This window comes from Bacillus sp. AFS018417 (genome assembly GCF_002560985.1).
Lineage (GTDB): Bacteria > Bacillota > Bacilli > Bacillales > Bacillaceae_G > Bacillus_A > Bacillus_A rhizoplanae.
This window is the reverse complement of sequence record NZ_NTTM01000024.1, coordinates 107,340-127,116: the sequence shown is the minus strand read 5'-3', so window position 1 is coordinate 127,116 and position 19,777 is coordinate 107,340. Positions and strand designations below refer to the sequence as shown.

16 protein-coding genes and 1 pseudogene are annotated in these 19,777 nt (G+C 36.6%); 6 read left to right on the top strand and 11 right to left on the bottom strand.

Annotated features, from left to right (window positions below; translation table 11 throughout):
- Positions 1 to 39 precede the first annotated feature (39 nt).
- The 9 genes from CN326_RS10975 to CN326_RS10935 all read right to left on the bottom strand — a co-directional run bounded on the left by CN326_RS10975 (position 40) and on the right by CN326_RS10935 (position 8,429).
- On the bottom strand, positions 40 to 417 hold the full coding sequence (locus tag CN326_RS10975; protein WP_098309059.1) for an OsmC family protein: 378 nt from the start codon (positions 415 to 417) through the stop codon (positions 40 to 42).
- Positions 392 to 1,819, bottom strand: coding sequence for an amino acid permease (locus CN326_RS10970; protein WP_098309058.1), 1,428 nt, complete (start codon positions 1,817 to 1,819; stop codon positions 392 to 394). The genes CN326_RS10975 and CN326_RS10970 overlap by 26 nt, the downstream gene beginning before the upstream one ends.
- Positions 1,820 to 2,103: 284 nt before the next feature.
- Complete coding sequence (locus CN326_RS10965; RefSeq protein ID WP_098309057.1) at positions 2,104 to 2,748, bottom strand: amino acid ABC transporter permease; 645 nt, start codon at positions 2,746 to 2,748, stop codon at positions 2,104 to 2,106.
- On the bottom strand, positions 2,749 to 3,405 hold the full coding sequence (locus CN326_RS10960) for an amino acid ABC transporter permease (RefSeq protein WP_098309056.1): 657 nt from the start codon (positions 3,403 to 3,405) through the stop codon (positions 2,749 to 2,751).
- Positions 3,406 to 3,479: 74 nt separating this feature from the next.
- Positions 3,480 to 4,310, bottom strand: coding sequence for a glutamate ABC transporter substrate-binding protein (locus CN326_RS10955; RefSeq protein WP_098309055.1), 831 nt, complete (start codon positions 4,308 to 4,310; stop codon positions 3,480 to 3,482).
- 12 nt (positions 4,311 to 4,322) lie between these two features.
- Entirely contained in the window at positions 4,323 to 5,051 is a 729-nt protein-coding gene (locus CN326_RS10950) for an amino acid ABC transporter ATP-binding protein (RefSeq protein ID WP_098309054.1), read from the bottom strand.
- A gap of 140 nt (positions 5,052 to 5,191) precedes the next feature.
- Positions 5,192 to 6,652, bottom strand: a complete 1,461-nt coding sequence (locus CN326_RS10945; RefSeq protein ID WP_098309053.1) for an alanine/glycine:cation symporter family protein — start codon at positions 6,650 to 6,652, stop codon at positions 5,192 to 5,194.
- A 230-nt stretch (positions 6,653 to 6,882) separates the two neighbouring features.
- A complete protein-coding gene (locus CN326_RS10940) occupies positions 6,883 to 7,857 on the bottom strand; it encodes a phosphotransferase enzyme family protein (protein WP_098309052.1) in 975 nt (324 codons plus the stop codon).
- Between the two features lie 368 nt (positions 7,858 to 8,225).
- A complete protein-coding gene (locus CN326_RS10935; RefSeq protein WP_098309051.1) occupies positions 8,226 to 8,429 on the bottom strand; it encodes a hypothetical protein in 204 nt (67 codons plus the stop codon).
- Positions 8,430 to 8,794: 365 nt separating this feature from the next.
- On the opposite strand from CN326_RS10935, the gene CN326_RS10930 reads away from it, so the two are divergent.
- Complete coding sequence (locus CN326_RS10930; protein WP_098309050.1) at positions 8,795 to 9,685, top strand: SDR family oxidoreductase; 891 nt, start codon at positions 8,795 to 8,797, stop codon at positions 9,683 to 9,685.
- 230 nt (positions 9,686 to 9,915) lie between these two features.
- Here the strand turns inward: CN326_RS10930 and CN326_RS10925 are convergent, their stop codons facing one another.
- Positions 9,916 to 11,874 carry an electron transport protein gene (locus CN326_RS10925; RefSeq protein WP_098309049.1) on the bottom strand — a complete coding sequence of 653 codons (1,959 nt, stop codon included), beginning with the start codon at positions 11,872 to 11,874 and terminating at the stop codon, positions 9,916 to 9,918.
- Between the two features lie 460 nt (positions 11,875 to 12,334).
- Between CN326_RS10925 and CN326_RS10920 the strand changes: the two genes are divergently transcribed.
- Positions 12,335 to 13,759: an amino acid permease gene (locus tag CN326_RS10920; protein ID WP_098309048.1), complete on the top strand. Its 1,425-nt coding sequence runs from the start codon at positions 12,335 to 12,337 to the stop codon at positions 13,757 to 13,759.
- A 41-nt stretch (positions 13,760 to 13,800) separates the two neighbouring features.
- Here the strand turns inward: CN326_RS10920 and CN326_RS10915 are convergent.
- A pseudogene (locus CN326_RS10915) lies at positions 13,801 to 13,926 on the bottom strand (EAL domain-containing protein); the annotation flags it as partial.
- A gap of 168 nt (positions 13,927 to 14,094) precedes the next feature.
- Here CN326_RS10915 and CN326_RS10910 point away from each other — a divergent pair.
- From CN326_RS10910 to CN326_RS10895, 4 genes are all read left to right on the top strand, one after another.
- A complete protein-coding gene (locus tag CN326_RS10910; protein WP_255258125.1) occupies positions 14,095 to 14,952 on the top strand; it encodes an endonuclease/exonuclease/phosphatase family protein in 858 nt (285 codons plus the stop codon).
- A 254-nt stretch (positions 14,953 to 15,206) separates the two neighbouring features.
- Positions 15,207 to 16,733 (top strand): cardiolipin synthase, encoded by a 1,527-nt coding sequence (locus CN326_RS10905; RefSeq protein ID WP_098309047.1) that lies wholly within the window; start codon positions 15,207 to 15,209, stop codon positions 16,731 to 16,733.
- A 257-nt stretch (positions 16,734 to 16,990) separates the two neighbouring features.
- Entirely contained in the window at positions 16,991 to 17,884 is an 894-nt protein-coding gene (locus tag CN326_RS10900) for an ATP-binding protein (RefSeq protein ID WP_098309046.1), read from the top strand.
- A gap of 3 nt (positions 17,885 to 17,887) precedes the next feature.
- Entirely contained in the window at positions 17,888 to 19,771 is a 1,884-nt protein-coding gene (locus CN326_RS10895; RefSeq protein ID WP_098309045.1) for a vWA domain-containing protein, read from the top strand.
- Positions 19,772 to 19,777: the final 6 nt, after the last annotated feature.

Below are 19,777 nucleotides of genomic sequence, written 5' to 3'. Positions count from 1 at the left end.
CTATGTATACAAAACATAGCAATGGTAGTTTTCACTTTTTTATAAAATCAATTCAATTGTTTCAATAATTTGGATACTATCCTTCACGGATTGAACAATCGTACAATTCTTCACAGCAAGCTCTAACGCCTTTTCTAACTGCTCTTGCGTGATTCCCTCCGCCTTTATTTTATAGTGCAAATGAATGCTCTCCACTGGTTTTGACAAAACTTCACTTCTTATAATGTCAGCTTCAATTGTAAACTCATTATACGTAATACGTTTTTTTTCTAAAATCGTTCGAAACACAATCGAACTGCATCCTGCAATTGAAGCAATAAGAAGTTCTAATGGTGTATACCCATTTTCTTTTCCAATTTGCAATTCACCATACGGAAGATCAGTTGTTATTTCATTGCGCTTGACTGTTAGTTTCATATGTATTCCCCATTTCTACTTGCACCGTTTGCTGTCGTTTCTTATTTATATAATAATACACGTAGCAAAAAATGATAAATGGAATGCCGCAATATAATGCCATGCGCTGTTCTGGGATAAAAGCTAAACTAATCACAACAATGCTATTTAAAATAAGCGCTGCAATTGGAACAATCGGATATAATGGTGTCTTATATTTTAATTCTTCCAGCTTGCCACCATTCTTCAAATATTGTTGTCTAAATCGAATTTGTGAAAATGCGATAATAATCCAACTCGCTACCGCTGATAAACCTGCAACAGATAGTAAATACATGTATACTGTACTTTCTGCGAATACACTTGTTAATAAAGATAGTGCTGCAACAGCTATCGTCACAACTAATGCAGTAATAGGAACACCTCTTTTATTTAACTTCTTAAAGGAAGTTGGTGCCATACCTTCATTTGATAGCGACCATAAAATACGTGTTGCTGCATATAACCCAGAGTTTGCTACAGATAATAGAGCAGTAATAATAACAAAGTTCATAATATCCGCTGCATATGGAATACCGATTTTATCAAATACAACAACAAACGGACTTTCAATAACTCCCGCTTCTTTCCAAGGAATCAGTCCTACTAAAATCGTCATTGTTAAAATGAAGAATAACATAATGCGCCATACTGTATTACGAATTGCACGCGGAATCGTTTTTTCCGGTTCCTTACTTTCACCTGCTGCAATTCCAATTAACTCTGTTCCTTGGAAAGAGAAGTTTACAGTAATCATTGTTAGTAACACAGCTCCAAGTCCATTTGGAAATAATCCACCATCTTGTACAAAGTTAGAAAAAAGCGGCGCCGCTTCTTTTCCGTCGTATGGTAAAAACCCAAGTATTGCACTTCCACCAAGAAGAATAAATCCAATAATGGTAACTACTTTAATACTTGAAAACCAAAATTCTAATTCTGCATAGCTTTTTGCTGATACTGCATTTGTAATGAATAAAAGACTACCGAACACAAGGCACCATACCCAAGTATTAACATCTGGAAACCATCTTTTCATCATTAAACCAATTGACGTTAACTCTAAACCAACCGTCACAGCCCAGCCAAGCCAATACAACCAGCCAATCATAAATCCTGTTCCAGGTCCGATAAATTTCGTTGCATACTTTTGAAACGATCCAGAAACAGGCATTGCAACTGTTAGTTCACCAAGGCAAAGCATCGTTAAATACATAATAAGCCCACCGACTAGGTAAGAAAGAATTGCTCCTCCTGGTCCTGCTTGATTAATTGTATATCCTGATCCGAGAAAGAAACCTGTCCCGATTACTCCTCCGAGTGCAATCATAAATAAATGTCTACTTTTCATTGTACGCTGTAATTGCTCATTCGTTGTTTGCTTCATCTTCTTCCTCCCCTAAACGCACTCTGTATTTTAAAATTTCTGATAATATAAAATATACAATAAAGCGTTTACAATTTCTATATAAAATTAAAACTTTTCTAAAAAAATAACTCTTGCATAAAATAATATGCAAGAGTTATCCCGCATTAACGGGCAGTAAGATCCCCACCTCAAGATTGAGAGAAAAGCGAAGAAGATAGGTGGGGATAACTGCCCGTTAATGCCCGATTGGTTCAACTAACCATCAGTGGGAGATGAAGCCCCCTACTGATGGAAGTTTCACTTTATCTGCTCTCTAAACGTCTTGAAAAAAGAGACAAGCTATAATTTACAATGAAATACATACATGCGGCGAGAATAAAAGTTGGAATCATATAGTTTACATTTTGACCATTAATAATTTGAGCATTATGCATTAATTCTGGCAATGAAATTACGACCGCCAACGATGTATCTTTTAAAAGGGATATAAATTGACTGACAATCGGCGGCACCATACGTCGCAGTGCTTGCGGTAAAATAATATGCTGAAGCGTTTGTACATACGATAGTCCAGAAGCGCGCGCTGCTTCAATTTGTCCCTTCTCAATTGATAATAAACCACTGCGAACAATTTCTGATATCATCGCTGCTTCAAATATCGTCAAAGCCACAATGGCTGCTGTTGTAATCTCTAATTTCAAGCCAGCTTCTGGGAGCGCAAAATATGTAAAGAAAATAATTAATAACAGCGGTAAATTACGAATGATTTCAACAATACAGGCAAGTAATGCTGATACAACCGGTATTTTCGCATATCGTAACGTACCGATTACACTACCAATTATAAAACTAAGGAAGATTGCTATAAGAGCGATTTCTAACGTAATAAGTAGTCCTTTTAGTAAAAAAATAACATGATCTCCTGTATAGGCACCCCGAAAATCCATTTACACAGCTCCTTTCGCCAAGTGTTTCTCCAAGTATCGAACACCCATGCTAAGCGGAACAGTTAACAGTAAATAAAACATACCAACAAATATATATACATCAAATGTGACAAATGTTCTTGTAGAGATTAAATCACCTTGGTACATTAAATCCGCCCCAGCGATAATACCTAGTATAGAAGAGTTTTTCACTAAATTTAGGAATTGATTACCTAGCGGCGGAATCACAATTTTTACTGCTTGCGGTAAAATGATATAATACATCGCTTGCACGTACGTTAAACCAGAAGAACGCGCTGCTTCCATCTGCCCTTTCGGAACTGATAAAATTCCTGCACGAATTGCCTCTGTAATAAAAGCCGCTGTATATATAGTAAGTGCAGTTGTACCAGCAACAAAGCCACTTAATGTAACGCCAATTACCGGAAAAGCAAAATAAAAAGCAAATGCAATTAGAACCAAAGGGATATTCCGAATAAACTCTACATATGTTGTACCCATCCAATTTAGAACCCGAATTGGTGCAATTCGCATCACTGCGATTATGATGCCAAGAATAAAACTACCAATTAATGCAACAATACTAGACATCAATGTATATCGGAATCCCTCTAAATACAAATCTAGATTATTTGAGAGAATAGAAAAATCGGGCACAAACTCTCCCCCTCTTTCTTTATAACAAGAGGATGATTATTTCTCATCCTCTTGTTATCATATATTTTGTAGTTTTACTCAGGCTTTTTCCCAATCCACTTTTCATACAACTTATCGTACTCTCCATTTGCTTTCATCTCTTTTAATAGCTCATTAATTACTTTCGTAAGCTCTGTTTCTCCTTTTCTCACTGCAATACCATATGGTTCGTCGGTGAAGATTTTTCCAACAACTTCATAGTTTGCATCTTGCTTTTCCATACCATATAAAATGGCATTATCTGTTGTTAAAACATCGCCTTGCCCTGCCTTCAATGCCGTAAATGCTTCACTATAGTTTTCAAATTCAAGCACAGTCGCTTCCGGTGCTTTTGCACGAATATTGTTCGTAGAAGTAGAGCCTTTTACAGCTAACACTTTTACACCTTTTTTCACGTCAGCTATATCCTTAATTTTACTTCCCTTTTTCACAAGTAAAGATTGTCCAGCTTTAAAATACACATCTGAGAAATCAACTTCTTTTTTGCGTTCCTCGGTAATTGTCATTGTCGCAATAATTGCGTCAATATCGCCGTTTTTCAACATCGGGATGCGCGTTTTAGAAGTAACTTCTTTTAATTCTAACTTATTCTCATCGCCTAGAATTTTTTTAGCAAGTGCTTTCGCAACATCAATATCAAATCCTTCTACCTTGCCCGTTGACGGATTCTTTAATCCAAATAGATTCGTATCATACTTCACACCAACAACTAATTTTCCGCGTTCTTTAATTTGATTAATAACAGTTTCTTTCTCATTTTTTACAGTTTCTTTCGTTTCCTCTTTCTTATTTCCGCACCCAGCTACAATCAATGTAAATAAACACGCAAAAGCGATAAGCGTAAACCACTTTTTCATTTTAATCATCGAATTCCTCCCTTAATGATTAAGCACACGACTTAAAAATAATCGTGCTCGTTCTTGCTTTGGATTTGCAAAGAAATCAACAGGTGCTGCTTCTTCCACAATTTGACCCTTGTCCATAAATAAAATACGATCAGCTACCTCACGAGCAAACCCCATCTCATGTGTAACAACAACCATCGTCATTCCTTCTTTTGCTAATGTTTTCATAACGTCGAGTACCTCGCCAATCATTTCGGGATCAAGTGCAGAAGTTGGTTCATCAAACAGCATGATTTCCGGCCTCATTGCTAGCCCCCTTGCAATGGCAACGCGCTGTTGCTGTCCGCCTGATAGTTGGTGCGGATAGGCATTTACTTTATCAGTAATCCCCACTTTTTCTAAGTAAAACATAGCAATTTTTTCTGCTTCTTCTTTCGGCTTTTTGAGCACTTTTATCGGGGCAAGTGTAATATTTTGAAGCACCGTTTTATGAGGATATAAATAAAAATGTTGAAATACCATGCCGATGCTTCGTCTTAGTTGATTTATATCTTTCTTTATCTCATGCACGTTTACACCATTCACAAACAATTCACCATTCGTAATTATCTCTAGTTGATTCATGCAGCGCAGCAACGTGCTTTTTCCTGATCCCGATGGACCAACGACCACGACGACTTCCCCTTTTTCAATTTGCAAATTAATATTTTTTAAAACCTGAAAGCTGCCGTAATATTTATTGACATCGCGAAAGACAATCAATCTACTCCCCTCCTTTACAACTCAAAAAAGCCTATACAGTTTTTTATATTCGAAAACACCTAAAAAAATAACTAGTAATCTTTTAGACACGAAAAAGAAGCAAAGAGATTGCTCTCTTTGCTTCTTTCACTTTTATCTTTTTACGAAACCTCTTCTTGTTTATCTTTTCCATATTCATGCTCCCAAAAATCAGCATTTTTAATACCAAGTTCTTGAGGATCAAATACAGGATCTTTCCCTTCCTTCTTCTGCTTCTCATAGTCTTTCAATGCTAAAAGCGCCGGTTTTTGCAAGAATAGAATTGCGATAATATTTACCCAGGCCATAATACCAACACCAATATCCCCAAGCGCCCACGCTGTTGCCGCTGTTTTCACACAGCCATAGAATACAGTTGCTAAGAATATAAATTTCAACACAAGTATCATCCAAGGACGATCTTTTTCGCGATTTAAATAAGCAATATTCGTTTCTGCAATGTAGTAGTATGCCATAATGGTTGTGAAAGCAAAGAAAAAGAGAGAAATAGCAACAAAAGCATTTCCAAAACCAGGGAATACAGATTCAACAGCAGCTTGTGTATAACCAGGTCCCGGTTCCGCACCGTTCAAGTTATTAACAAGAAACCCTTTTCCACTTGCATCAAACACATTATACATCCCTGTAATAATCATCATGAATGCTGTTGCCGAGCACACAAATAATGTGTCAATGTAAACCGAAAATGCTTGTACAAGTCCTTGTTTTGCCGGATGAGATACTTCCGCTGCAGCAGCTGCATGCGCTCCTGTTCCTTGTCCAGCCTCATTTGAATAAATCCCGCGTTTTACGCCCCATGAAATTGCTAAACCGATAATCCCTCCAAATGCAGATTCTAACGCAAATGCACTTTTCAAAATAAGCATGAAAGCATCTGGCAACTTATCAATATTCATAAAAACAATTAAACAAGCAACAAGAATATAACCAGCTGCCATAAACGGCACAACAATTTGTGCTACATTAACAATACGTTTTACACCACCAAAAATGATAAGACCAAGTACAACAACTAATATTGCCCCTGATACGGATGTATTAATACCAAACGCTGTTTCCAAACTTACCGCAATACTGTTCGCTTGTACACCAGGAAGCAACATCCCTGTTGCAAGAATTGTCGCCATAACGAAAACAATCGCATACCATTTAATCCCTAGTCCTTTTTCTATGTAATATGCTGGACCACCTCGGAATTGCCCTTTGTACTTCGTCTTATAAATTTGTGCAAGTGTTGATTCTACATAAGCAGAGCCAGCTCCCAAAAAGGCCACAAGCCACATCCAAAAGACTGCTCCTGGTCCTCCAAAAGCGATTGCTGTGGCCACTCCAGCAATATTCCCTGTCCCAACACGGCCTGATAAAGAAAGTGCTAGTGCCTGAAACGAAGAAACACCAGCTTCTGATTTCTCTCCCTGAAATGTAAGTCTTACCATCTCACCGACATGTCTAACTTGTAGAAATCTCGTTCGAACTGAAAAATATAAACCTACTCCTAAACATAAATAAACAAGTGCAGGACTCCATACAATACCATTGAACCAATTAACAAAGGTTTCCACAAATCCTCCTCCTTCATAAATTAGAATTTTCAGAATATATAAAAAGTATAAAATATACACCTCATGCAATACAATATTATTTTGAGAAAATAAACACATTTTTGTATAAAAACACAAAATGTGTTTATTAATAAAAACAGAGCATCAATCAGCTAATTCAAACTAGCCTAAAAAAGAAAAAACTGACCATAACTCCACTGAGAGTGTTTTAGGTCAGTTTCTTATTTTTATTAACATTCAATAATTGCTTTTCTTGCAAGAATTCTCTGATGAATAGCACTTGTTAATGTTTGAAAATGCTCTGGCATTTTCTTACCGTTAAACTTTTTCATGATTGTTCCATATAAAGCAACATCTCGAAGACGCATGAAAAGCGGCAAAGCATCATATGAGGAATCATCAAGCTGGTGCTCTGTCTCATATCCTTCTCGTAATACTTGCAACTGATGACGTGCAAAAATCGTCTTCTGCTCTTCCGACCAATCTTTTTGTAAGACAGAATAATACAGAACCATTGCAAGGTCATGTATAAAATAATTATACGTTGCATCATCAAAATCAAAGATTGTTAACTCTTCATTTTCATAGTGGAAATTTCCATGATGAATATCTCCATGAATTAATCCAAATGTATAATTTGTAGAAGGTAAGTTCTTAATTTTTTCTATAATTTCATAGGCGATTTGTTGCAGTTCATGATTTTCCTTTAACATATCAACAATTGTAATTTCATCATCCATCCACGTAACACGATTCTCTGTTTTTGGATAATGCATTGTAAGTCTATGTAACTGACCAATCGCTTTCCCCCATGCATAAAAGAGCGTATCATTCCAAATATCAGGATCGTTATCTTTCACCCTTTCTCCTTTTGCATAATCAAAAAGAGAAACATAAAAAGAAGTTCCATCAGTTGCTTGTAGATTTTCGACAAATAGAGCATTTTTTGAGCGATGCGGCGCAGCTACCTTTGCACCGTTTTTCCCGAGATATGCTAGAAAATCTAATTCGGCCTCAATTTGCTTATATGTACGATGAGATGAATGTGTCAAACGCAAAACATATGGTGTACAATCTTCTCCCTCGGCACGAAAAATATAATTTTCAAAGTCTCCTAATGATTCTTCCGTAACAGTTACACCGAAGCGTTTTGCCCCTTCTTGTAAAATTTCTTTTGTAAACACTTGTTCAACTGCTAACTCCATATAATCCCTCCTTTTTCTATCTTCTCTACTAGTTCGTCATGAATCTTAAAATCACTGCTATGAAATGTAACAAAGTGTTCGTAATCCGCGCTCGAATGTATGTTATACACCAATATATACATAAATGTAAAAATATAAGGAGTAGAATATTCTACTCCTTTTCAATCCTATTAATAGAGAACATATGACTATATTAAGTTAACAAATTTATCCCGTATTAACAGACAGTAAGCCACTCCACCTCAAGATTCAGGGAGAAGCAAAAAAAGATAGTTGAGGAATGAAGTCCTCCAACTGATGGAAGTTTCACTTTATTATGATTCACTTAGATTAAAGCTTATACAATCGTATATTCCATCTTTATATTACTACCATGTTCCCTCTAATATTAGCGCATAAATACCCATGCTTATAACAAATAGTGAAACCCCTAACGTAATAATCCATAATGGAATTTTCAATTTTTTTACTTTAAAATACGCTCCATACCCTTTATATTTAAGAGAGCGATATAAACTGATTCCTCCTACAAAAATCATAAAAACACTTAAAATATGTACGACATACGGCAAGCTCCCACTCCTTAAAAAAACCTCTTTATAAGATTATCACATCGCCCTTTTATTTACAGTAATTTCTAAATAATATTTATCATGAAAATATCAAATGAATAAAATAATTTCGGTTTTCTTATTGAGCTAAAGTGGTAGGTTAATGCAAGTTGTCGGGTAATCGGAGAGAGTTACTTCATTGGTAAAGATGCTCTACAACTGCGGGAAGCTGCTGTCCACAACGGAAGTGCCTAATGATGTCCAACTTCGTGTTTACACAGACAGGGATTGGGTCAAAAAAATTGAAATCCAAGACACAGGGCATGCACCTATAATCTTTTTAAGAATATGCTAAATCACATATAACCGAAGGGGGCTGGCTTATTATGTTTGAGCATTTTGGGTTTGTAGAAAAGTGCGATACAATTCCAATCGAATTTCCCCCGCAGTACCAACCTCAGCAGCCGGGTATTGAATCTTTGATGATTCCAAGACCTATCTCCGAAAATCCTAATTATTCTGGAAGCAACAAACTATTGAACAAAGTCGCCATCATTACTGGGGGAGATAGCGGGATTGGCCGGGCTGTCTCCATTGCTTTCGCAAAAGAAGGGGCGGATATTGTAATTGTTTATTTAAATGAGCATGGGGATGCATCCGAAACAAAAGACAGAGTGAGCCAATTGGGCAGACAATGCCTGACAATCGCAGGTGATATTGGAGATGCCGGGTTTTGTCATTATGTCGTAAAAAAAACAATGGAAGCATTTGGCCATCTTGAAATCTTGGTCAATAATGCAGGAGAAGCACATACACAAGCAAGTATCAGCGACATTTCAGCAGAGCAGCTCGAACGTACTTTTAAAACAAACATTTTTTCATATTTTTATTTAACACAAGCAGCCATGCCCTATTTAAAAAATGGAAGCTCTATTATCAATACGGCTTCACTCGCCGCATACAACGGACTTGATCCCGCGATTGATTATGCCGCTTCCAAGGGAGCTGTCGTTGCATTTACCCGCTCGTTAGCATTATCAGTCATTAATCAAGGAATCCGGGTCAATGGCGTTGCTCCAGGGCCTGTATGGACCCCTCTTATCCCTTCAAGCGCTCCGCCGGAACTTTATGCAACATTTGGAAGCATTACACCAATGAAACGTACTGCACAACCTTTTGAACTGGCACCTGCCTATGTTTATTTGGCGTCGGATGACTCCTCATATGTGACAGGACAAATTCTTCATGTAAACGGTGGAGTGATTATAAATGGATAAGAGTGAATTCCTTCGATTCAAACTTTATTATAAAAAATTGTATTTTAGTGGAAAGAAAGACGCCGTTCTGATCAATCTTTTTTCAAAATGACGTTTTTTTATTTCCTGTTACATATGGAATGAATACTCCCCCACATAATATCGTATGTTCTTCTTAGCTCAATGAGTTTTTTGTAATGATAGAAAATAGATTGTTTATCTTTGCTTGTTCGCTACAGCATACTTCTAAATCATTCTAATGTGAGTAAATAGTTGATTAACGCATCTTGCTCTTGTTTTGAGAAACCTGTAGAAGAATCTACCCAATATTCGTGTCCTTCTCCCGTAATATGTGCGTCTTGTAAATCTTTTGAATTTTTGTTTGCTTCGATTACTTTTCTTCTCAAGTTTTGGTCAATTAATGCTCGTAAGCTGTTAAACGGATTAGGCTCAATTCCTTTTGATACCGTTCCTGTCATACCTAGCTCACTCTCCACATTTTGGCCAACCGCAACGCCTCCATCATGTAAATACGGCGCTCCCCAATAAAGCCCTAACAAGCTTGGAACTTTGTAACCACCAGGTGAACCATTTAACATATATGCTAAGTTAATCTTTTCTTTATCTAATGTATAGGCTGGAACTTTTAACAATTTTGCTCCTTTTGGTATAGGTACAGATGTATCCGGTGAATACATAATAGGCTCTGCTAAGTTTTTACCTATTGCTTCAAATGATTTTGCTCTTGATGGCTCGGTCTTAATTTCATTAACTGGAATAATTCGATTATTTGTGTAGGTTTGTCCCGCATGACAAGTAATACAGCCTGCACGTGCAAATACGTTCTTCCCTTTTTTCATCGTCTTATTATCAACAGATAATGGTGGTTTAGGGGAAACAAATGTATTTTGTAACGCAGACATTCCATTATTTTGCTCCATAACCCGATAGCCAGGAGAACTTGATAATAAACCATTAGGAGAGATTAAAGACGGCCTTGGAAACGTCGGAAGCGCAATTAACTCATTTACTCCTGGAACTCCTGGAGTAGGATCTACTGAAGCAAAAAACTCAGATGGTTTCTTTCCACTTTTAGGATCATATCGATATTTTGGATTTGCTGCATTTTGTAACATTGTTCCTAAATAAACTTCCTTGTCGATTTTGAAAAGGAATGGACTAGCATGCGCTAATGTCGTTAAATCTGAACCTTGAATATTTACAGCACTATTAATTACACTTAGTCCTTTAAACGGACCAGCTTGCGCAAACCCATTCCACCCATAAGGATGATCTCCAAATGTAAAAGAATCTGGAATTTGTGTTGGATTATTCACCAAATCACTACTCGCATCAAAATTTCCTCTTGGCCATTTTAATAAAGTACGATCTACAGTCTCCTCTATCATCTCTGGATCAGGAAGTGGAGCTTTTTTTCCATCAGAAGTTACTACTGTTCGCCCTAAATCTTTTATATAGTCTTGTAATGACTGAATTTCTGCACGAGAAAAATAAGCTGCTGAATTTGTCCCTAGTGCTAAAATGAGACCGCCATTAAAATCATTATTTACAGCACCTTCAATAACTTTTTTTGTATCCCTAGTTACCGTTGCATGGCATGCAGCACAGCTTACTCCTATCTTCTCTCTTCCTTCAGGCTTAATAATAGGCATCCCTAACACTTCATTAGAACCACTTGCAACATCTAAACCAGTATCAATCTTTGTTCCTTTTTCAAACGTTTTATCTCCTAGTTTCACAGTTTTCGCCAGTTCAACACGTAAATTTGTTGTCCCTTTTCCATGCAAGTCGTAAATTGCTTTTTTAATATTTTCTAAAGTTAACGCTCCATTTAAAATACCCATTATGTCTGTAAGAAACACTTCATTTCCAAATGTTTCTTCATAAAAAGACTCTCTCCCCACTTTTAATAAATTATTGTCAATTTTCACTGCTCCGTTTTGTGGTGATAATAACGTTTTGCCTTCATTCGTCTTCAACAACTCATTCGCCTTTTTTTGCGAAATCGTTTGTCCCCAAATATCGTATGCCGGTTGATTTTCCTCAGTTCCATAATGATTTGGTTTGCTCTTTACAATTTGATCTTCAGAAGGAATATAAGCGTATGTTGGTTTTGAAAAGTTAAAAAGGACAACACCTACAAATATTATCCCCAAAACAAGAGATCTAGCCGACTTCCTATTTTTCATTTACTTTCCTCCATGTTCATCAAAAAATATTACGAACGCTCAGTAACAGCCTTAATATTCCCTGTAAAAAGAGATATAAATACAAAAACATACTTTCATCGCTATAAATATTTAATCACCAGGATGAATTTTTATAAAAAAGTTTGTATTTTTCTCTTCCCTTTCTAAAAAACATGTAGTATACTTACTTCAAAATCAGAGGAGAAAGGGAGCAAAGAACTATGCTTACAAATACAACTGTAGTTACATTTGCACAAAAACATCATCATCATACGTAAACCCTTGAAACCTAGCGGAAAAATTCACGCGTAGGTACAAGGGTTATTCCCGTTGTACCTACGTTAGGCAAAGAGCCATGTAGGTATTTTTTATCTACATGGCTCTTTTTTATTTCCAAAAAACACTAGGTACAATAAATCATAAAACAAAAAAAACTATCATCAAAAGGAGTTAGACGATCATGGACACAAAAAAATGGGGTTTATGGATTTTAACAGCATTCGTTGTTGGAAATATGGTTGGTGGCGGCGTGTTTATGCTTCCGGCAAATTTAGCACAAGTATCAGGACCAATGGGGTCCACCCTTGCATGGACAATTACCGGGCTTGGTGTATTTATGATTGCACTCGTGTTTGGAAACTTAGCAATGCGAAAACCAAATTTAAAAGCAGGTCCACAAAGCTATGCGCAAGCAATGTTCACTTCACCAAAAGCTGGTAAAGTTGCTGGTTATAGCATGGCGTGGGGTTACTGGGCGGCAAACTGGGCGGCAACAGCTTCTGTTATTATTTCATTTGCAGGATATTTATCTACGTTTTTTCCAGTTATGCAAAGTAAACAAATTTTGTTCACGACAAATGGTTTCTCATTAGAACTAGGAAAAGCCTTAACATTTGCTGTATGTAGTATCATGCTATGGGGCATTCAATATATTCTTTCTCAAAATATTGATCGTGCTGGTAATATGAACTTACTTGCAACTGTTGCAAAAATCATTGGATTTACAATGTTTATTATCATTACATTATTCATCTTTAATGCAGCGAATTTCGGTGATGGGCAAACATTTATGAATGAAGCTGGAAAGTCTATCCCATTAGGCGGACAAGTCAATGCTGCTGCCATCTCAACACTTTGGGCGTTTATTGGCATTGAGTCAGCCGTTATGCTTTCAAACCGCGCAAAGTCACAACGCGATGTAAAAAAAGCAACGATTTTCGGATTAGTAATTGCGCTTCTTATTTATGTATCAATTACATTGTTAACAATGGGTGCTCTTCCACAAGAGGCGCTAAAAGGATCACAAAAACCATTGGTTGACGCATTAAGTATGGCTATCGGTAATAAAGGTGCATATATTATGGCATTCCTAGCACTTGTCTCTCTATTCGGCTCTACAGTCGGCTGGATTGTTGTAAGTGCAGAGGTTCCTTATCAAGCAGCAAAAAGCGGATTATTCCCAGCTTTCTTTGGAAAAACAAATAAAAAGGGAAGTCCAAAGAACTCATTATTATTAACAAATATCATGACACAAATATTCTTATTCTCTACTATTTCTGGTTCAGTATCAGAGGCGTATAACTTTGCAATTGTTGTCGCTACACTTGCCTATTTAATTCCGTACCTTGTCTCAACATTGTATCAATTAAAACTCGTTATTACTGGCGAAACATATGACATCATGCAAGGCTCTCGCAAAGTTGACGGAGTAATTACAGTACTTGCTCTTATATATTCAATTTGGGTTATCAAAACAGGGACAGCTGATATAAAAACGTTCTTACTAGGAATAGGATTATTCGTAATCGGATTAGTTCTTTATCCATTTATCATGAAAAATACTACTGAAAAGAATACAGAAACACTTGATACAAAAATTAGTTAATTTCAAAAACACTAGCTCTTCAGGGAGCTAGTGTTTTTCGGTTAAAATTCATTTTTTAATTCTGATACTGTTAACGGTTTCGCATAATAAAATCCTTGTACATAGTCACATCCCATTGATTGTAGTAACGTTTCTTGTTCAACAGTTTCTACCCCTTCTGCAACAACCTTAAACTAAATAAAACTTCCATCAGTGGGGGGGTTCTTCATCCCCCACTGAATAATGAAATGTAAATGTTTTATTAAGTTATAAAAAAACTATAGACGGAATATTGTATTTTCTCTTAAAATTCACAGTGAAATGGTAGATAATATCTAACTTCAGGGGGAAAAATGATGTTGAAAAAAGTCTGTATGATGATTACTGCATTTTTGTTAGTTTTTTCATGCTTCCAGTCGCTCTCATTCGCAGACAGCGATGAACAAAAGGAAAAAGGCGTACACTTACGTGTCATGAGTTACAACATCCATTATGGTAACAACTTCTACAATCAATATGACATTGAATCTATTACCAATGTTATAAAGGATTCAGGAGCAGATATTATTGGTCTACAGGAAGTGGATGTACATTGGGGAGATCGCAGCAATTTTGACAATGAAATAGCAAAGATTGCGCAATCACTTAATATGTACTATTTCTTTGCCCCTATTTATAACCTTTCACCATTACAAGCAGGGCAGCCTAACCGTCAGTTTGGTGTGGCAATTTTAAGTAAATATCCCATTCTTAAAGCTGAAAATCGTGAAATAACTAGACTTTCTACACAAGTGCCAAACCCAAAACCCGAATTGTCTCCTGGATTTGCCGAAACGCTGATTAATGTAAAAGGAATAAAATTGAATGTATACGCTACTCACTTGGATTACCGGACAGATCCAACTGTACGGAGCATGCAAGTTCACGACATGTTAAATATTATGTCCGAAAACCATAGGGAAAAAATCTTATTTGGTGATATGAATGCAGTACCGACAGCCCCAGAGTTACAACCTTTGCTTAAATCATATCAGGATTCTTGGAACGAAGAGCGTGATGGCACTAGCTATACCTTCCCGGCAAAACAGCCTGACAGAAAAATCGACTATATATTAACAACTTCTGGCGTTAATGTTCAATCTTCCCGTACACTCGACACTTTGGCGTCAGATCATAGACCGATTATATCGGATATTTTCATAAAGAAAGACTAATTTTTATCAATTTAAGCTGCAGATCCTGATATAAAAAAAACGGTCTCATGCGTTTTTATGAGATCGTTTTTTTATTGGACGCCTTACATCATTCATCAACTTCCCTCCTTTTCAAAGCGAAAAGTTTCGATAATTAAAATATACACAGGACAAACTTAAGAGGCGTGAGCTATAATATTTCATGTTGGTTTAGTAAATATAAAATATCTTATAATAAGGATATAATTAATCGGAAAAAGGTGACATTCATACCAATGAAAAATCGTGTTCTGCAATTATTATTCGTTAGTGCAATTACAGTCTTTGTACTAAAAGTACTAAACAATTCTCCCATAACATTGAATACCTTTGTTGGATCGCTATTTCTTATTACAGCTATTGGCATTGCTTTCATCATCTTTATTGAAAATCGCTCCCCCCAAAGTACGTTAGCTTGGTTTTGGGTATTAGCAGTTCTTCCTGTTATTGGCGTATTCTTTTATGTACTATTTGGCCGCAGCAGATGGCGCCGAAATAAACATTTACATCGTGCTGAAGAGCAAAGAAAGTTGTTCCGTGAAATTTTAGAAGGAAGACAATTGAAACAAGAAATACCACCATCTCTAGATGAACGCTCTGCCCATTTGGCTACTGTCGTTCACAAGTTTGGCGGAGGGCCCATTGCTAATGAAACTGCAACAAAATTATTAACAAACGGAGAGGAAACATTTACAGAAATTTTTTCCTCTATTCAAGAGGCAAAACATCACATTCATATTCAATATTACATTTATCGACCTGATGAAATTGGGACAAAGCTCCGTGATGCTTTAATTGAAAAAGCAAAAGCTGGTGTAACTGTCCGTTTTTTATTTGATGGACTTGGAAGTTATACGTTGCGAAGCACCTTTTTACAACCGATGAAGGACGCAGGAATTGAAGTAGTAGAATTTGATCCTGCTCTTTCCCCATGGCTAATAGAAACCGTTAACTATCGTAATCATCGTAAAATCATTATTATTGACGGAAAAATTGGATTTACAGGCGGATTAAATGTTGGAGATGAATATCTTGGCCGTTCTAAGAAATTTCCAATTTGGCGAGATAGCCATTTAAAAATTGAAGGGAAAGCACTATATAAACTACAAGCTATCTTTCTAGAAGATTGGTTATACGCATGTAGTGGATTAAATAACTACTCTTGGGAACCTTTCATGAATAAAGAGTATTTTCCGATGTGGACTGTTGATACAGACGGTGCTGTCCAAGTTGTCGCAAGTGGCCCGAGTGCAAGTGACAAAACGATTCGAAATGCCTTATTAGCGGCCATGACATCAGCAAAACGCTCCATTTGGATTGCGACGCCATACTTCATTCCAGATCCAGAAACATTAACATTACTACGTTTAAGTGCACTTGCTGGAATTGATGTACGTATTTTATATCCTGGCATAAGCGATAGCATCATAAGCGATCAAGCTTCTCAGTCTTACTTTGCGCCATTATTAGAAGCAGGTGTTTCTATTTATCGTTATAAAGATGGATTTATGCATGCGAAAATTGTATTAATTGATGATGAAATTGCAACAATTGGAACAGCGAATATGGACATTCGTAGCTTTGAACTGAATTATGAATTAATCGCTATCTTATATGACTCTCCGACTGTCCTTGATATTAAACATGATTTCGAACAAGATTTTAAGGATTCTACAGAACTTCGCTGGGAAGTCTTTAAAAAGAGAAGCATTCGAAAAAGAACGCTTGAATCACTGATGCGTCTTATTTCACCACTTTTATAAAGTGAAACTTCCATCAGTGGGGTGTTCTTCCCCCACTGATGGTTAGTTGAACCAATCGGGCTTTTACGGGCAGTTATCCCCCACCTATCTTCTTTGTTTTTCTCTGAATCTTAAGGTAGGGGGCTTACTGCCCGTTAATGCGGGATAAGGGAACATCTTCCAAATTGGAAGATGTTTTTTCTTTGCTTCACCTATAAAAACGCGTTATCATAAGAAGGATTGTTTACTTTATGAAAATAATGTTAGGTGGGAAATAAATGTTAGAGCAATTTCATATACATGAAGGATTAAAACAACAACTTGAAAATATTCACGAAACAAATAAACATGCAGCTGGCAATGCCGCTACTTTAATTGGAACAAAAATGTATAAAGCATCAGATAACAGTATTATTGAAGATGCAATTACTGCATTACTTCTTGGAAAAAACGTTCTATTAAAAGGGCCTACTGGAAGCGGGAAAACCGTTCTTGCTGAAACGCTGTCTTATTTATTCCAAAAGCCAATGCATAGCATTAACTGTTCTGTTGATTTAGATGTAGAAGGTATTTTAGGATACAACACATTAACAACAACAGACGGTGCATCTGAAGTTACTTTCGTTGATGGCCCATTAATGAAAGCAATGAAAAGTGGTCACTTCCTTTATATCGACGAAATTAACATGGCAAAACCAGAAACACTTCCTCTTCTTCACGGTGCACTAGACTATCGTAAAATGATTACAAATCCATTCACACAAGAAGTTGTGTACGGTAGCGATGAATATCGTGTAATTGCGGCGATTAACGAAGGCTATGTTGGAACGAGCGAACTAAATGAAGCATTAAAAAATCGCTTTGTTATTATCGAAGTTCCTTATATTCAAGGTGAAACATTAAAAGAACTCTTATTAGCGGAGTCGAAATTAAAGGAAACAGCAACAATCGAAAAGTTTGTGGCATTCGCAAGTGACCTGATGCCACTTGCTCGTGATGGCCGTGTAAGTGAAGAAGCTGCAAGTATTCGCGGTATTATTGATGCATGTGATTTAAGTGTGTATATTCCAGTGATGCGTGCGATTGAACGAAGCATTATCGCAAAATTAAGCGATGAAACAGAACAAATGACGGTGCGTGAATTAGCAGAAAGTTATTTCTTTGAGGGATAATTCATGAGACAAATTTTTAGTGACAAAAAAATCGATGCGTCTCTGTTTCTGCAAATGGAAAATTTAATGTATGCCCTTCTAAAAGAAGAAAATGCATATTTAGAATATGGATATAAAGCATATTATGACGAAATCGAAAATAAAATTGTCATCAGTCATTTTTGGGATGATCGAAGCGAAACTGATAAAGTCGTTGGTTTAAAAAGTGAAGTATATTTAAAAGCTCTCGGCTACAAACATCATTCCGATATGCAGCTTATTCGTAACTATGCAAAAGAATTGCAGCAATCACCACTTAAAAATTTTTTAACGCAATTATTTGTTCTATTAGAAGATTTACGAGTTGAAGAAATTGTTAAACGAGAGCGTCCTGGTACAAAACCAATATTTGCACGCCGAAAAGAAATGTATCGGAGCTATTTCAGCTCACAATACGAAATTAACCGTATTCGTAACTATCATGCTGATATGCTCATTTGTTTATGTTACTTAACATTAACAAGCGATAAATACGAAATGTTTAACAACGACTACTTTGAGCACATTGAAGCAATCTTACACGAAACATTTCAAACGCGTACTACAGAAGATACGATGTATGTTGTAGAAAAAATTCGCTATCGTTTAGAAGAACTATTAGAAAATGATATGATTAATAACTACTTTGGACTTGCACCGCTCAATACTTCTGTCGTTTTTGACAAGATAGAGGAACGAGTAGATGAACTAGCAAATGATGATGTTCAAATTGTTGACGATGACGATAATAAAAGTAAAATAAACGAAAGTTTTTCAACGTGGCATCGTGAAAATAAAAACAATGAAAACGAAAACTTCTTACGCTTTGAATTAGAAAGCGGCACAAAAACGAACATGATGGGTGATACCGCCCGAGAATCTGATAATAGCGATCAAGCGCTCGCTTCTGTGCAAGGTACTTCACAAAAAAGTACACAGTCGAATTTCGACGGAGCGGATGCCGAGGATACGAGAGCGTCTCATGCTTCTAGCCAGAATGAAGGTGTGTACGGTAAGTATAACGCCGGTGCATCACATACTTTTAAAGAAGCTTGCAAACCAAACCATGATGAAAAGAAAGACTATCAAGCTATAAAATCTGTCGTAAATAAAGATGTAAAAGAACTAAAGAAAATCATTGAAAAAACAATTGAAAATAAAACAAACGCAAATGCTGATAAATACTACGGAAGACTTCGTAAAAAGTTCTTACGTATTTATACAGAAAAACAACCACGTATGTTTTATAAAAAAGGACAAGAATCACAAGAACTTGACGTTGTGTTTCACCTGTTAGTCGACTGCTCTGGGTCGATGTATAACAAAATGGAAGAAACGAAAAAAAGCGTTGTTCTTTTCCATGAGGCTTTAAAATCGTTAAAAATTCCACACGCCATTAGCGGATTTTGGGAAGATGCTTCTAGCGCCACACCCGAAAACAAACCAAACGTCATTCATGAAGTCGTAACATATCAAAACTCAACGCTTCCAAGCATTGGTCCGGAAGTCATGCAACTTCGTGAAGAAGAAGATAACCGTGATGGATACATTATTCGTATCGTGTCGGAAAAACTTGCAAAACGTCCGGAAAAACATAAATTCCTACTCGTCTTTACAGATGGCGAACCGTCTGCATTAGACTATCAACAAGATGGTATTTTAGATACACACGAAGCTGTAAAACTTGCTCGTAAAAGCGGCATAGAAGTCATCGGAATCTTTATCGAAGAAGGCGAAGCAAAAGAAGCGACCTATCAGTTAATGAAAAATATTTATAACCACCACTTCTTAGTGGCGAACCATGCTGAAGATTTACGCTTGAAGATTAAGCCGTTATTAAAGAAATTATTATTGAAGACGATTGAATGAATACTC